This window comes from Variovorax sp. OK212, assembly GCF_900112425.1.
Classification (GTDB): Bacteria; Pseudomonadota; Gammaproteobacteria; order Burkholderiales; family Burkholderiaceae_C; genus Variovorax.
Genome location: NZ_FOLP01000004.1, coordinates 1 through 14,992, shown reverse-complemented (window position 1 = coordinate 14,992; position 14,992 = coordinate 1). Strand labels below are relative to the sequence as shown.

The following is a 14,992-nucleotide window of genomic DNA, read 5'->3' as shown; positions in this document are numbered from 1 at the left end:
GGGCGAGAGAAAACGATCGGTCTTCGTGGACGAAAAAATCAGCCGAAGGTGGCGTTGCCGTCGGCCTTGAAGCGGCTGCCCAGGCTGTAGCGCGAAGCGGGGTGCAGGCAGCGCACCCAGGTCACGGGGATGTTGCGTGTCCAGGTGCGGCGCGTGAGCAGCAGGCAGGGGTCGGTGGGCGCCATGGCGAGCCTGTCGGCCTGCTCCTGGTTGGGCAGCACCGCGTCGACCACGTGCTCGATCTGGTCGAAGGGCACGTTGCGCACCAGGTACTCGCTGGGCGGCATGGCGGCGAAGTCCTGCTCGAGGTAGTCGGGCACCACCTGCGGGTTGACGTAGCGCTCCTCAAGCTGCACGGGCGTGCCGTTTTCCAGGTGCAGGCACACGCTGTGGAACACCGAGGTGCCGGCGCGCATGTCGAGCCACGCGGCCACGTCGGGCGAGGCGGCCAGGCGCTCGACCTCGATCATGTCGCAGCGGTAGTCGTGCCCGCGCTGGCGGATCTCGCTGGCGATGTTGGCGATCTGCAGCAGCGTGGACTGCGGCTTGTTCTCGGCCACGAAGCTGCCGACACCGGCCACGCGCACGATGCGCCCCTGCTCCACCAGCTCGCGCAGCGCGCGGTTCACCGTCATGCGCGCCATGCCGAACTGGGCGACCAGTTCGTGCTCGGACGGCAGGCGGTGGCCGGGCGGCCACGTGCCGTCCTGGATCTTGCGGGAGATGTGATCCTTGACTTGCGCGTAGAGCGCGAGGGTCGGCAGGTCGCGTTTCATCTGGCTTTCAGTGCTCCGCCGCGGCCATCGATTCGGCGCGGATTTCTTCGGTCAGCCGCGCCTTGATGTCCATGAACTCCGGCGAGGTCTTGATGGTGTAGCTGCGCGGGTGCGGGAAGTCGACCGCGATCTCGGTCTTGATGCGACCGGGCCGCGCGCTGAACACCGCGACGCGGTTGGCCATGAAGATGGCCTCGTCGATGTCGTGCGTGACGAACAGCACCGTCTTCTGCGCCGATTCCCAGATGCCCAGCAGCAGCTCCTGCATGAGCACGCGGGTCTGGTTGTCGAGCGCGCCGAAGGGCTCGTCCAGCAGCAGCATCTTGGGGTCGTTGGCCAGCGCGCGCGCGATGGCCGTGCGCTGCTGCATGCCGCCGGAGAGCTGCTTGGGAAAGTGATGCTCGAAGCCGCGCAGGCCGACCTTGGCAATGAAGAACTCGCTGCGCGCCTTCTGGTCGGCCTCGCTCATGCCGCGCTCGCGCAGGCCGAAGCGGATGTTCTGCGCCACCGTGAGCCACGGGAACAGCGTGTAGCTCTGGAACACCACGCCGCGGTCGGCGCCGGGACCGTCGATGCGCTCGCCGTCGAGCAGCACCTGGCCGGTGGTCGGAAAGTCGAGCCCCGCCACGATGCGCAGCAGCGTCGACTTGCCGCAGCCCGAGGGGCCGAGGATGGTGACGAAGTCGTTCTCCTTCACCTCGAAGTCGATCGGCTGCAGCGCCTGCGTGCGCTGGCCCTTGGCGCCGGTGAAGACGCGCGACACGCCCTGGATGGAGAGCTGGTTCTGGTTCGGGTTCTGGCTAGGGTGGGGGCTCACAGCGTGCTCCATGCGAACAGGCGGCGGTTCAAGGCCTTGAAAGCGAAGTCGGACAGCAGGCCGATGACGCCGATCACGATGATGCCGAAGATGATCTGGCCGGTGTTCAGCAACGCCTGGCTGTCGGTGATCATGTGGCCGATGCCCGAGGAGGAGCCGATCAGCTCCGCCACGATCACGTAGGTCCAGGCCCAGCCGAGCACCAGGCGCAGCGTTTCGGCGATGCCCGGTGCGGCGCCCGGAATGAGCACGCGCGCCACGATGCCGCGGCTGTTGGCGCCCAGCGTGTAGGCGGCCTCGACGAGGTCGCGCCGCGCGCCGCCCACCGTCACGGCCACCATCAGCACGATCTGGAAGAACGAGCCGATGAAGATCACCAGCAGCTTCTGCATCTCGCCCAGGCCGGCCCACAGGATCAGCAGCGGAATGAAGGCCGAGGCCGGCAGGTAGCGGCAGAAGGACACGAAGGGCTCGAAGAAGGCCTCCACGGCCTTCCAGGTGCCCATGGCGATGCCCAAGGGCACCGCGAACACGGCCGCCAGCAGGAAGCCGCCGAACACGCGCCACACGGTCATGCCGATGTCGCCCAGGAAACCGTACTCGGTGAACAGCAGCCAGCCCTCCTTGACCATGGTCGGCGGGCTCGCGAGGAAGGTCGGCGGCACGAAGCCGCCCAGCGTGGCAAGGGCCCACACCAGCACGAAGGCAACGAAGAAGGCGAGCCCCAGCAGCACGCGCGCACGCGTGCCGATGGGCTCGAGCGGCGCGAGGCCGCGCCGGCGTGCGGGCTTGAAGGAGGCGGCCTGCGCAGGCACCGCCGCCGCAGCGGCTGGAGCGGCGGAAGCGGCGGGCGCCACCTGCGGAAGCGCCTTACTTGACGAAGCTTGCATCGAAGGTCGCGGCGAAGTCTTCGGGCGCCTTGCGGATCACGCCGGCTTCCAGAAGGATGGGGGCGGCTTCCTTCATGAAGCTGGTGAGCTCGCCCGCGAAGAACTTCTGGTTGGCCGCCTTGTCCTGCCAGCGCAGGAAGGCCGACGACTTGGCGAACTGCTCGCCGCTCTGCTTCACGGCCGAGCCCATGAGCTCGTTCGACTTCTCGGGCTCGGCCTTGATCATGTCGAGCGCCTCGAAGTACGACTTGGTGAGCGCGGCGGCGGCCTTGGCGTTGGCCTTGAGCCAGGTGGGCGCGCAGCCGACGGTGTCCATCACCATGGGGTAGTCGAGCGTGGTGGCCAGGATCTTGCCGGCGGCGGGGTTGGCGCGCACGGTCGAAAGATACGGCTCGTAGGTCATGGCGGCGTCGTTCTGGCCGGCCACGAAGGCTTGGGCGGAGGCTTGCGGCGACAGCGTGGTGGTCTTCACGTCCTTCAGCGTCATGCCGTTCTTGTTGAGCATCCAGGCCAGGCCGAAGTAAGGCGCGGTGCCGGGCGCGTCCACGCCGATGGTCTTGCCCTTGAGGTCGGAGAACTTGCTGACGTCGCCGCGCACCGCGAGGCCGTCGGCGCCGTAGGACTTGTCCATCTGGAAGATCTGCACGATGGGCACGCCGTTGGCATTCCAGGCCACGTGCGTTTCCACCGTGGTGGCCGCGCACTGGATCGCGCCGGAGGCCAGCGCCAGGTGGCGGTCCTTCTGCGGGATCATCTTGAGGTCGACGTCGAGCCCGTTCTTCTTGAAGATCCCCGCCTTGTCGGCCAGCGACAGCGGCGCGAAGCCGGTCCAGCCGGACATGCCGAGCGCAATCTTCGTTTCCTGGGCGGCGGCCGTCTGGGCCATGCCCGCTGCACATGCACCGGCTGCCAGCAGCGAAGCGACTTTCACAACTACCGTCTTGACCATGGGTACTCCTGGTTCTGTTCTTGAGAGATGGCTCGGCGGCGCGCCTCGGTGGCCGGGCTGCGCACGCCTCGCATTGTTGCCAAGCGCCCCAACTTGTATATACAGGATAACCCGAAAGGTCATTTTTGGTGCATTTCCTTAGGAAATGCACCGATTTGCTGTCTAGACAAGAAAGGCCGCGGGACGGGGGCCACCATTGCAAACCTCGTGCCACAGTGATATCGGCGTGGCTGGGGGACAATCGGCGGCCCCGTTCTCCCCCTTCTCTTTCTGGCTCCCTCCGCCAACCTTCCGCCCTCCCCGCTGCCTGTGTCCTCTCTCGCTCCCCACCCCATCGACGCCTCCGGCAGCAGCGCACCCGCCGACATCCTCCACGAGGTCTTCGGCTACGCGCAGTTCCGCGGCGCCCAGCAGGACATCGTCGATCACGTGGTGGGCGGCGGCGACGCGCTGGTGCTGATGCCCACGGGCGGCGGCAAGTCGCTGTGCTACCAGATCCCGGCCATCGCGCGGCAGCGCGCGGGGCAAGGCGTGGCGATCGTGGTGTCGCCGCTGATCGCGCTGATGCACGACCAGGTGGGCGCGCTGCACGAGGCCGGCGTGAGCGCGGCCTTTCTCAATTCCACGCTCGACTGGGAGCAGACGCAGGACGTGGAGCGCCGCATGCTGCGCGGCGAGATCACGCTGCTGTACGCGGCGCCCGAGCGGGTGAACACGCCGCGCTTCCTGTCGCAGCTCGACTCGCTGAAGGAGCGCGGCAAGCTCTCGCTGTTCGCCATCGACGAGGCGCATTGCGTGAGCCAGTGGGGCCACGACTTCCGCCCCGAATACCGCGCGCTCACCGTGCTGCACGAGCGCTATGCCGGCGTGCCGCGCATCGCGCTCACGGCCACGGCCGACGCGCTCACGCGCGCCGACATCGTCGAGCGGCTGCAGCTGGAGGAGGCGCGCCAGTTCGTCTCCAGCTTCGACCGGCCGAACATCCGCTACACCATCGTCGAGAAGAAGGACGCCACCACGCAGTTGCTGCGCTTCATCGAGCGCGACCACGAAGGCGACGCCGGCGTGGTCTATTGCCAGTCGCGCAAGCGGGTGGAAGACGTGGCGGTGGCGCTGCGCGACGCGGGCATCAACGCGCTGCCGTACCACGCGGGCCTGGACGCCGCGGTGCGCCAGAAGCACCAGGACCGCTTCCTGCGCGAGGAAGGCATCGTGATGGTCGCGACCATCGCCTTCGGCATGGGCATCGACAAGCCCGACGTGCGCTTCGTGGGCCACCTGGACATGCCCAAGAACATCGAGGGCTACTACCAGGAAACCGGCCGTGGGGGCCGCGACGGCGCCGCCGCCGACGCCTGGATGGCCTACGGCCTGAACGATGTGGTGAACCAGCGCCGCATGATCGACGAGAGCCCCGCTGGCGAAGAGTTCAAGCAGGTGATGCGCGGCAAGCTCGACGCCCTGCTCTCGCTGGCCGAGGCCAGCGACTGCCGGCGCGTGCGCCTGCTGGGCTACTTCGGCGAGCAGAGCACGCCCTGCGGCAATTGCGACAACTGCCTGAACCCGCCGCAGGTGTGGGACGGCACCGACGCCGCGCGCAAGCTGCTGAGCACGGTCTACCGCGTGCAGCAACTCAACGGCATCAGCTTTGGCGCCGGCCACATCATGGACATCCTGCGCGGCAAGTCGACCGAGAAGGTGAAGCAGTTCGGCCACGAGCGCATCAGCACCTTCGGCATTGGCGCGGAGTTCAGCGAGGTGGCGCTGCGCGGCGTGCTGCGCCAGCTGATCGCCACCGGCGCGCTGGCGGTCGACGCGGAGGCGTTCAACACGCTGAAGCTCACCGAAGGCTCGCGCGCGGTGCTCAAGGGCGAGACCACGGTGACGCTGCGCGAATCGGTGTCGTCACCGGCGGAGCGCAAGTCGCGGCGCGAGAAGACCGTCAAGGGCGCGCCTTCGCCGGCGGCCGCCAAGCTCGACGACACCGGCAAGAAGCGCTTCGAGGCGCTCAAGGCCTGGCGCGCCGAAGTGGCGAAGGAGCACAACCTGCCGGCCTACGTGATCTTCCACGACGCCACGCTGGCGTCCATTGCCGAGCGCGCGCCGGCCACGCTCGAGGACCTGCAGGGCATCAGCGGCATCGGCACCAAGAAGCTCGAAGCCTATGGTGCCGAGGTGCTGCGGGTCTGCGAGGCTTTCTAGCTTCCGGCTTGCCCAGTCCGTCCGATTCGGCCGACTTGCCCAGTCCGCCCAGTCCGGTCAGTTGGCCAGGGGCAGCACCACCGGCACCGGCCGCGTGAGCAGGTCCACGTACAGCTCGAAGAAGCGCGCGTTGTCGAACTTCTGCACCACCGTCATCTTCTGCAGCGTCGCACCCACCGGCTGCGAGGCGTAGCCGATGGAGCGGCCGTTGTCGGGGGCGCCGGGCTTGGCGACCACGTCGACGTAGCGCTGCGCGGTCTGCGTGGCGTAGTTGGGGTCGATCAGGTACGCCAGCGTGAGCGTGTCCCAGATGTTCTGCGTGTAGCTGGGGTTGGTCTCGAAGCCGTTCTTGCCGTCGAAGCCGTAGCCGTTGAGCTTCTGGAACACGTCGGTCACGGCCGTGGGCCTGGCCGGGTGCGCGATGCGGTCGTAGATGGGCTTGGTGAGGAACACGGTGTCGGTCACGTCCAGCGGCACCACCACCTGCGGGATGGGCAGGCGCACCACGAACTGGGCGGCGTCGGGGTCGAACCACCAGTTGAACTCGGCCGCCTTGGTGGTGTTGCCCGGCACGTCGACCGCGCCGCCCATGTAGATGATCTTCTTGATGAGCGGGACGATCTCGGGGTTCTGCTTCACCGCCAGCGCGATGTTGGTGAGCGGGCCGATGGCCAGGATGGTGATCTCGCCGGGGTTGGCCTTGACGGTGTCGACGATGAAGTCGACCGCGCTCTTGCGCTGCACCACGGTGTGCTGGGCGAAGCCGTCGGGCGAGGGCTTGAGGTCGGCGTCGGTCCTGGGCTCGGGGCCGCTCCAGGCGCCCAGGTAGCCGTCGCCGCCCGCGCCGGCCGCCATCTCGGCCTCGACATCGGCGAAGCTGTGGTTGAGCGCGTAGTTCGCTCCCACGTACACGCCGATGCGGTTGCCCACGCCGAGCCGTTCCACCGACATGAGTGCGTCGGCCACGCCCTGCTTGAGCCACTGGTTGCCCGAGACCACGCTGATGCCCATGACCTGGACCTTGCCCTGCGCCTGCAGCTGCGCGGCCATGACGCCGAGCTGGCCGTCGTCGCTCATGGTGTTGTAGTCGCTGTCGATGATGATCTTCTGCGCGGTGGTGCCTGATCCGTCCGAGCCGCCCGATCCACCGAATCCCACGCCGAAGCCGCCGCCTCCGTTGCCCCCGCCGCCACACCCCGCCAGCACCGTGATGACGACGACGAACATCGCCACTGACCATTTGCGCATCTGCTTCTCCTGAAGGTAAGAGGTTGGTGTTCAGCGGGTCCCGTGACGGATCCGATGGGATACCAAGGTTCGCGCAAAGGTTTGCGCAAACGTTTTCCTAACTCTACGGCGCGTTCCGCGACGGTGGCAAGCGCCACCGCCTAGGGGTTTTCTAGGAGGTTTTGTCGAGAAAGGCGGGCGGCTCAGCCGGGGTCGGCCGCGGGCGCGAGCAGGCGGTTCTCGCGCAGCGGCGAGCGGTTGCCAAGGTACGGCTGCTCGGTCTCGAAGCCGGCCTGCGCCTTGTCCAGGCCCATGCCGGCCGCCTTGGTCGAGCCGGCTGGGCAGGCGCCCGTGCTGCGCAGCGTGAGCGCGGCGGCCAGGCGGGCTTCGGCGCTGTCGCCGAGCGGGTGGCCGAAGTCGTCGGCCACGGTGCAGTTGGGCGCGAAGCCGTCGCTGTAGTCGCCGTAGCCCGCCTGGTTCGCGCCCTTGAACTGGATCGCGAAATAGGTGGTGCCGCAGTTGTCCTGCGGAATGAAGCCGTAGGGCTTGCCGCAGGTGGTGCCGCCCACCAGGTTGACCGTGACGCCCACGCCGCGCAGGCTGTTGATGACCGACTCGCTGGCCGAGCAGGTGTCGGGGCCGGTGAGCACCGTGACGCGCGACAGCCCCAGCGTGGGCAGCGGCTGGCCGGAGCGGCTGGTTGCGACGAACGGCGTGAGGGTCTGCGCGGCGGTCTGGCGAAATGGGTTCTTGTCGTTGTAGACGAGCTGCTCGAACACCTTGCCGGCCGTCACCGACGGCGAGGAGACCATGTAGGCCAGCCGGCTCGCAATGGCCAGCTGGCCGCCGCCGTTGTAGCGCATGTCCAGCACCAGGTCCTGGATGCCGGCGCCCTGCTTGAAGGTGTTCACCGCGCTGATGAGCAGCGCCTCGGAGGTGGTGATGTGGTCGTTGAAGAGCAGGTAGCCCACGTTGCCACCGCTGACCGGTATGACTTTCACGTTCTGCACCGGCGTGCTGGTGACATTCGCCGCCGTCAGCTGAACGGTGGACTGCGTGCCCCCGGCGTCGAAGGTGAAGGTGTGCGCTTCGCCGAGGGCCTTGGGCGAAAGGGCGCCGTTGATCGCGTTGACGTTGGCGGTGCCCGTGCTGCCCACGACGTCCACGCCGTCGACCGTGAGCAGCTTCGCGCCGCGCTGCAGCCCGGCGTTGGCGGCCGGCGAGCCCGGCTCGACGAAGGCGATGCGGATGTCGCGCGGCGGCGAGCTGCGCACCGACGCCGTCTCCATGCCGTAGCCGGCCGACACGCCGCCCTGCGACAGCTGGCGGTACACCTCGGTGTCGTAGGTGAAGTGGAAGCGGTCCTTCGCGCGGCCCGAAGGCGTGGTGGCCGGCGTCTTGAGCACGTTGAACCAGGCGATCGGCGTGGCGTAGTCGCCTGCCTTGAGCGTGGTGGGCACCTCGGCGTACCAGAGGTAGGTTTCGTCGATCCAGCCGCGCACCCAGCTCTTTTCGTTGTCGAGCGTGCCGGCGCGATCTGCGAAGGCGGTGCCGGTGGCGGGGTTGGTGCCGCCGCGCGGGGCAGCGCAGAGGCCGGCGACCGTCGACGAAGGCACGATGGCGTTGCCGCCGCTGCCGTCATCGCCACCGGTGGCAGGCGGCGTGGTGCCGCCGGGCAGCAGGCCGATCGGCAAGCCGCCGCCGCCTCCACCCCCGCCACCGCCGCAACCCGCCAGCAGGCAGCTCATGGCGAGCGCGGCGCCCGCAACCCAGGCACATGAACGCGGCAGCCGCCGCACGTCGACCTTGCGAAAGCCCATCTGCTCCTCCTTGCGTCCGCAGTGACGGACGGATGTTCCGCCCCGCGGGCCGGCTGACAGGCCGCCCACGGCGCGCTCCCCGGGCTTCATCACGCCCGCTTGTTCTTGCGCTGTGCTTCTTCTTTTCTTTTTTCCGTCTTCACGACGGCAGGAAGCCCATGCCGCGCGTTTCGCGCACTTCGGGCTTGATGCGGTGCTCGGCCTCGAGCTGGTCCAGAAACTCGGCCGCCGTGAATTCCGTCGCCAGGATGTCGGTCTGCCGCTTCACGGCCGCGAAATCGCCTGGGCACAACTGGGTCAGCTGCACGAGCCGCGTGCGCAGCGCGCCGGTCATGAGCGCGCTGTCGCCCGCCAGCGCCTCGGTGACGAACATGCGCTCGCGCTGCGCCGCGGTGAGCGGCATGAACTTGATCTTGAAGGTGAAGCGCCGCAGCGCCGCCTGGTCGAGCCGCTCGAGCAGGTTGGTGGTGCACACGAAGATGCCGTTGAAGCGCTCCATGCCCTGCAGCATCTCGTTGACCTCGGTGACCTCGTAGGTGCGCTGCGCGCCGCGGCGGTCCTGCAGGAAGCTGTCGGCCTCGTCGAGCAGCAGCACGGCCTTCTCGTTCTCGGCCTCGCGGAACATGGCGGCCATGTTCTGCTCGGTCTCGCCGACGTACTTGCTCATGAGGTCGCTGGCCTGCTTGATGATGAGCGGCCGGCCGATGGCCTTGGCGATGTGCTCGGCCAGCGCGGTCTTGCCGGTGCCGGGCGCGCCGTAGAAGCACAGCGTGCCGTGGCCGCGCGCCTTCAGCGCCTCGACGATGCGCGGGATCTCGAAGCGGGTCTCGACGTTGAGCATGTCGAGGTCGTAGGTGGTGACGCTGCGGCGCTCGCCGCGGCCGGTGTCCAGCGTGCCCAGCGCCATGTCGGCGTTGCGCAGCTGGCGCTCGATGAGCGCTTCCATCGACGCGTCGTCGGTTCTTGCCAGTCCCGCGAAACGCACCGCCGTGCGGATCTGCGCGGGCGTGAGGCCCTTGCGCTCGGCCAGCTTGGCGGTGAAGGCTTCGGAGACGACCACGCCTTCGAGCGTCTTCTTCACGAGCTGCTCGCGCGCGCCGGGCGGCGGCGACTTGAGTTCGAGGTGGTACGCGAAGCGGCGGCGGAAAGCCGGGTCGATCTGCTCGATGCGGTTGGTGACCCACAGCGTGGGCACGGGGTTGGCCTCGAGGATCTGGTTGACCCAGGCCTTGCCGCTCACGCTGCCGCTGGTGGGCGCGGGAATCTGCTCGGCGCGCGCCATGAACTGCGCGGCCTCGGTGCTGATGGGCGGGAACACGTCCTCGACCTCGTCGAACAGCAGCGCGGCCTGCGCGCTGCCCTTCAAGAACACCTGCGCGATCTGCAGCGAGCGGTAGCGGTCGCGCCCGCTCAGCGAGTTGCCGTCGCGGTCGGCGTATTCGACCTCGAAGAGCTCGAGTCCCGCGGCGGCCGCCACCACCTTGGCCAGCTCGGTCTTGCCGGTGCCTGGCGGGCCGTACAGCAGCACGTTGACGCCGGGCTCCTTGCGCGCGACGGCCGCGCGCAGCAGCGTGACGAGCATCTGCGCGTCTTCCTGTACGAAGGAGAAGTCATGCGGCGTGAGCGAGCTCTTGGCCGAGGGCCGCGTGAACACGGCCATCAGTTCGTTGTGGTCGCGGTACTCGCGCATGAGCACCGGCGGCAGCTTCTCGCTGACCTTCATGAGGTCGGCAAGGTCGGTGATGTTGTGCTCGGAGATGAGGTTCTCGACAAGGCCGATGCGCTCGAGCCGCGAGCCCGCGCGCAACGCTTCGCCCACTTCGCTCGCGTTCACGCCCGCGATGTCGGCGATGGCCGCGTAGGCCTCGGGCGCGTTGTTGACCTTGAACTCGACCAGCAGCGAACGCAGGTCGCGCTGGTAGCGCGCGAGCGTGCCGTACAGCAGCAGCGCGCGCTCGGCCTTGTTGAGTTGCAAGAGGCCCGCCAGCGCATCGATGTTCTTCTCGACCAGCGTCGATTGCTTGCGCAGCGCATGCGTGAGCCAGTCGCGCGTGACGGCCAGCACCGAGAGCAGGTCCTTCGGCTGATCCTTTGCGTATTCGTCGAGATAGAAGAAGAGCGTGCCTTCCTCGTACGGGCCGCGCCACACGCCGTGGCGCTCCAGCAGCGTGCGTCCGTCGAAGTTCTCCACGCCCTTCCACGCTTCGTTGCCGGCGCAGCGGCGTCCGAGGAACTCGCGCAGCCGCTGCAGCACCGGCGCGGGCCACACCAGGTGGCGGCCGGTGAGCGAGAGCAGGCCGTTGATGTCGCGCCGCACGTTGAAGCGCGGCCCCTGCTTGGCGGCGAGCGTGAGCACGAAGTGCGAGCACATGAGCTCGAGCACCGGCGCTTCCTTGAGTCCAGGCGACGGCAGTGCCTGCCCGCGTACCGCAGCAGCCACGACATCGACACCCGCACGCTTGGCCATCAGGCAACCTCCAACGAGGAAAATCTCGGAGAGACCATAACGCAGACTTTTGGCTTCGGGAAGACTCGCAAACGGTAAAAACCCTGATGATGCGATTCCAGCCACAATGCGCGCCATGGTCGGAATCCAAGAAATCGAACGCGCCGCGGCGCGCCTGCAAGGCCAGGTGCTCAACACGCCTTGCGTGGAATCGCGCACGCTGTCGGAGATCGTCGGTGCTCAGGTTTTCCTGAAATTCGAGAACCTGCAGTTCACATCCTCGTTCAAGGAGCGGGGTGCGTGCAACAAGCTGGTCGATCTTTCGCAGAACGGTACACGCGGAGTGATCGCCATGTCTGCCGGCAACCATGCGCAGGGTGTGGCCTATCACGCGCAGCGGCTCGGATTGCGCGCGCTGATCGTGATGCCGCGCTTCACGCCCGGCGTGAAGATCGAACGCACGCGCGGCTTCGGCGCCGAGGTGGTGCTGCACGGCGACACGCTCGACGCGGCCCGCGCGCACGCCCTGGAGCTGGCCGACCGCGAGGGGCTGACCTTCGTGCATCCGTACGACGACGAAGCCATCATCGCCGGCCAGGGCACGGTGGCCCTGGAGATGCTCGACGCGGTGCCCGACCTCGAAACGCTGGTGGTGGCGGTCGGCGGCGGCGGGCTCATTGCCGGCATGGCGGTGGCGGCGCGGGAGCGCAAGCCCGGGCTGGAGATCGTCGGCGTGCAGACGACGCGCTTTCCGGCCATGGTCAACGCCGTGAAGGGCACGCACCACGTGCAGGGCAAGAGCACGATCGCCGAAGGCATCGCGGTGGGCACGCCCGGCGTGCTGACGCGGGAAATCATCGCGAGCAAGGTCGACGACCTGCTGCTGGTGGACGAAGGCGACATCGAGCAAGGCGTGCTGATGCTGCTGGAAATCGAAAAGACCCTGGTGGAAGGTGCGGGTGCCGCGGGCTTGGCGGCACTGATTCGGCATCCGGAACGGTTCAAGGGCAAGCGTGTCGGGCTGGTTCTTTCGGGCGGCAACATCGATCCGCTGCTGCTCGCGGCCATCATCGAACGCGGCATGGTGCGGGCCGGCCGGCTGGCCCGCGTGCGGGTCAGCGCGCGCGACGTGCCCGGATCGCTGGCCCAGATCACGGCCACTGTGGCAGAAGCGGGCGCTAACGTCGACGAGGTTCACCATCAGCGCGCCTTCACCATGCTGGCCGCGCAGAACGTCGACATCGAGCTGGTGCTGCAGACCCGCGGACGTGCCCACCTGGCCAGCGTGCTGGTCGCGCTGAGGGATGCCGGCTTCGAGGCCGAAGAGCAGCATTGAGCCGCACGAAGCAGGCCGGGGTAACCTGCCTGTAACCTGCCTGAGGGGCTCGCAACCCCCTAGAACGGTCGGAGGCTACCCGCCGGTAAAATGGCTGCAGTCTGTCAATTTGTGTAATCGAGGTACAACCCGATGTCCAACCCCACTCCCGTCGAGCCGAGCCACGGCGCCGCTGTTGAAAAAGACGCCGTCGAATCGGTCGTGCACCTGATGCCGCTGGTCCTTCCCCTGGCTGGCGGCGTGCTGATGCTGCTGCTGGCATCGATCGCTGTCTACATGGCCTGACGCTGACAGTCGTTGGCGAATTTGTCCGCGGGCGGTGCGGCCCGCGTTGACGCAATCTCCCGAAGCGAAACGTTTTCTCAAACGGACCTCCGTGCCTGAGCTGGCCCGGCGTCCCGTTCGGAAAGACGATTTTTCAACTTAGGAGATTTCTCGATGAACGCACCCACGATGCAGGGCCTCAATATCCAGGCGCCCTCATACGTCAAGAACGCGAAGCTGATCGCCTGGGTGGCCGACATGGCCGCCCTGTGCAAACCGGAAGCCATTCACTGGTGCGACGGGAGCAAGGAAGAGTACGACCGCCTCTGCCAACAACTGGTGGACGCAGGCACCTTCAAGAAGCTCAACCAGGCCAAGCGCCCCAACTCGTTCCTCGCGGTGTCCGACCCGAGCGACGTCGCGCGCGTCGAAGACCGCACCTACATCTGCTCCGAGAAGAAGGAAAACGCGGGTCCCACCAACAACTGGATGGCACCGGCCGAAATGCGCACGACCCTGCAGCCGCTGTTCGACGGCTGCATGAAGGGCCGCACGATGTATGTCGTGCCCTTCAGCATGGGCCCGCTGGGCTCGCCCATTGCACATATCGGCATCGAACTGTCCGACTCCCCCTATGTGGCCGTCAACATGCGCATCATGACCCGCATGGGCAAGGCCGTGTACGACGTGCTGGGCACCGACGGCGAGTTCGTGCCTTGCGTGCACACCGTGGGCGCACCGCTCGAAGCTGGCCAGAAGGACGTTTCCTGGCCGTGCAACAAGACCAAGTACATCGTTCATTACCCCGAAACGCGCGAGATCTGGAGCTATGGCTCGGGTTACGGCGGCAACGCGCTGCTCGGCAAGAAGTGCTTTGCACTGCGCATCGCCTCGAACATGGGCCGCGACGAAGGCTGGCTGGCCGAGCACATGCTCATCCTGGGCGTGACGAATCCCGAAGGCAAGAAGTACCACGTGGCGGCGGCCTTTCCGAGCGCCTGCGGCAAGACCAACTTCTCGATGCTGGTGCCGCCGGCGGGCTTCGAAGGCTGGAAGGTCACGACCATCGGCGACGACATCGCCTGGATCAAGCCGCAGGCCGACGGCTCGCTGCGCGCGATCAATCCTGAGGCGGGTTATTTCGGCGTCGCTCCCGGTACCAACATGCTGACCAATCCGAACTGCATGCGCAGCCTGGACGATGGCGTGATCTTCACCAACGTTGCGCTGACCGACGACGGCGACGTGTGGTGGGAAGGCATGGAGCAGGACGCACCGGGCAAGGCGCTGCCGGCGCACCTGGTCGACTGGCAAGGCAAGGACTGGACGCCGCAGATCGCCAAGGAAACCGGCGCGAAGGCTGCTCACCCGAACGCACGCTTCACCGTGGCTGCCACCAACAACCCCGCACTCGACGACGCGTGGGACGACCCGAAGGGCGTGACCATCGACGCCTTCATCTTCGGCGGCCGCAGGTCGACGACCGTGCCGCTCGTCACCGAAGCCCGCAATTGGGTCGAAGGCGTGTACATGGCAGCGACCATGGGCTCGGAGACGACCGCCGCGGCCGCTGGCCAGCAGGGCATTGTTCGCCGCGACCCGTTCGCGATGCTCCCGTTCATGGGCTACAACATGAGCGACTATTTCCAGCATTGGCTCGACCTGGGCAAGAAGCTCGAAGCCTCGGGCGCGAAACTGCCGAAGATCTACACGACGAACTGGTTCCGCAAGGGCGCGGATGGCAAGTTTGTCTGGCCTGGCTACGGCGAGAACATGCGTGTGCTGAAGTGGATGATCGACCGCGTCGAAGGCAACAAGACCGAAGGCGTGGAGCACCTCACCGGCGTGAGCCCGCGTTACGAAGACTTGAACTGGACCGGCCTGGATTTCAGCGCCGAGCAGTTTGCGACCGTGACCAGCATCGACAAGGCCGCATGGGAGGCTGAATTGAAGCTGCACGCCGAGCTGTTCAAGCAGCTCGAGCACCATCTGCCGAAGGAATTGCCAGAAACCAAGGCTGCGATCGAGCAGCGCCTGGCAGCCTGATCAATCACTGATTGCTCCAACAAAAAAGCCCGATGGATGGTCCATCGGGCTTTTTTATTGTCTGTACGGTTTGGTTATTGGCCTGTCGCCATTTCCAATGCGTTTGTGCTTCTATTTCTGTTCGCGCAAAGCAAAAAACCCCAGTCAATGTTGACTGGGGTTTTCTGGGCTGTAAGAGCCTGACGATGACCTACTTTCACACGGGAACCCGCACTATCA

Annotated in this window: 12 protein-coding genes; 5 read left to right on the top strand and 7 right to left on the bottom strand. The window is 66.9% G+C overall.

Annotation, left to right across the window (positions count from 1 at the left end):
* Window positions 1-38 precede the first annotated feature (38 nt).
* Genes hutC through BM004_RS13860 form a run of 4 tightly spaced genes read right to left on the bottom strand, consistent with a single transcriptional unit; the run spans window position 39 to window position 3,432 of the window.
* Window positions 39-776, bottom strand: a complete 738-nt coding sequence (gene hutC, locus BM004_RS13875; RefSeq protein ID WP_093128046.1) for a histidine utilization repressor — start codon at window positions 774-776, stop codon at window positions 39-41.
* A gap of 7 nt (window positions 777-783) precedes the next feature.
* The gene (locus BM004_RS13870; protein WP_256219897.1) at window positions 784-1,593 is read right to left on the bottom strand and encodes an ABC transporter ATP-binding protein; all 810 of its coding nucleotides are present in this window, start codon (window positions 1,591-1,593) and stop codon (window positions 784-786) included.
* Window positions 1,590-2,483, bottom strand: a complete 894-nt coding sequence (locus BM004_RS13865) for an ABC transporter permease (protein WP_093214160.1) — start codon at window positions 2,481-2,483, stop codon at window positions 1,590-1,592. The genes BM004_RS13870 and BM004_RS13865 overlap by 4 nt, the downstream gene beginning before the upstream one ends.
* Entirely contained in the window at window positions 2,464-3,432 is a 969-nt protein-coding gene (locus tag BM004_RS13860; RefSeq protein WP_093128049.1) for an ABC transporter substrate-binding protein, read from the bottom strand. Before BM004_RS13860 ends, BM004_RS13865 begins: the two co-directional genes overlap by 20 nt.
* Before the next feature lie 309 nt (window positions 3,433-3,741).
* On the opposite strand from BM004_RS13860, the gene recQ reads away from it, so the two are divergent.
* Window positions 3,742-5,634, top strand: coding sequence for a DNA helicase RecQ (recQ, locus tag BM004_RS13855; RefSeq protein ID WP_093128051.1), 1,893 nt, complete (start codon window positions 3,742-3,744; stop codon window positions 5,632-5,634).
* Between the two features lie 57 nt (window positions 5,635-5,691).
* Here the strand turns inward: recQ and BM004_RS13850 are convergent, their stop codons facing one another.
* The 3 genes from BM004_RS13850 to BM004_RS13840 form a co-directional block, all read right to left on the bottom strand.
* A complete protein-coding gene (locus tag BM004_RS13850) occupies window positions 5,692-6,882 on the bottom strand; it encodes a nucleoside hydrolase (RefSeq protein ID WP_093214153.1) in 1,191 nt (396 codons plus the stop codon).
* Between the two features lie 182 nt (window positions 6,883-7,064).
* The gene (locus BM004_RS13845) at window positions 7,065-8,681 is read right to left on the bottom strand and encodes a S41 family peptidase (protein WP_093214150.1); all 1,617 of its coding nucleotides are present in this window, start codon (window positions 8,679-8,681) and stop codon (window positions 7,065-7,067) included.
* A 139-nt stretch (window positions 8,682-8,820) separates the two neighbouring features.
* Window positions 8,821-11,148, bottom strand: a complete 2,328-nt coding sequence (locus tag BM004_RS13840; protein ID WP_093128056.1) for an ATP-binding protein — start codon at window positions 11,146-11,148, stop codon at window positions 8,821-8,823.
* Between the two features lie 115 nt (window positions 11,149-11,263).
* Between BM004_RS13840 and BM004_RS13835 the strand changes: the two genes are divergently transcribed.
* The 4 genes from BM004_RS13835 to BM004_RS41785 form a co-directional block, all read left to right on the top strand.
* Window positions 11,264-12,463, top strand: coding sequence for a threonine ammonia-lyase (locus BM004_RS13835; RefSeq protein WP_177206508.1), 1,200 nt, complete (start codon window positions 11,264-11,266; stop codon window positions 12,461-12,463).
* 132 nt (window positions 12,464-12,595) lie between these two features.
* Window positions 12,596-12,748, top strand: coding sequence for a hypothetical protein (locus tag BM004_RS41420; protein WP_177206507.1), 153 nt, complete (start codon window positions 12,596-12,598; stop codon window positions 12,746-12,748).
* Window positions 12,749-12,901: 153 nt separating this feature from the next.
* Window positions 12,902-14,773 (top strand): phosphoenolpyruvate carboxykinase (GTP), encoded by a 1,872-nt coding sequence (locus tag BM004_RS13830; RefSeq protein WP_093128060.1) that lies wholly within the window; start codon window positions 12,902-12,904, stop codon window positions 14,771-14,773.
* Between the two features lie 32 nt (window positions 14,774-14,805).
* The coding region (locus BM004_RS41785; RefSeq protein WP_218152695.1) for a hypothetical protein at window positions 14,806-14,992 on the top strand (187 nt) is incomplete at its 3' end.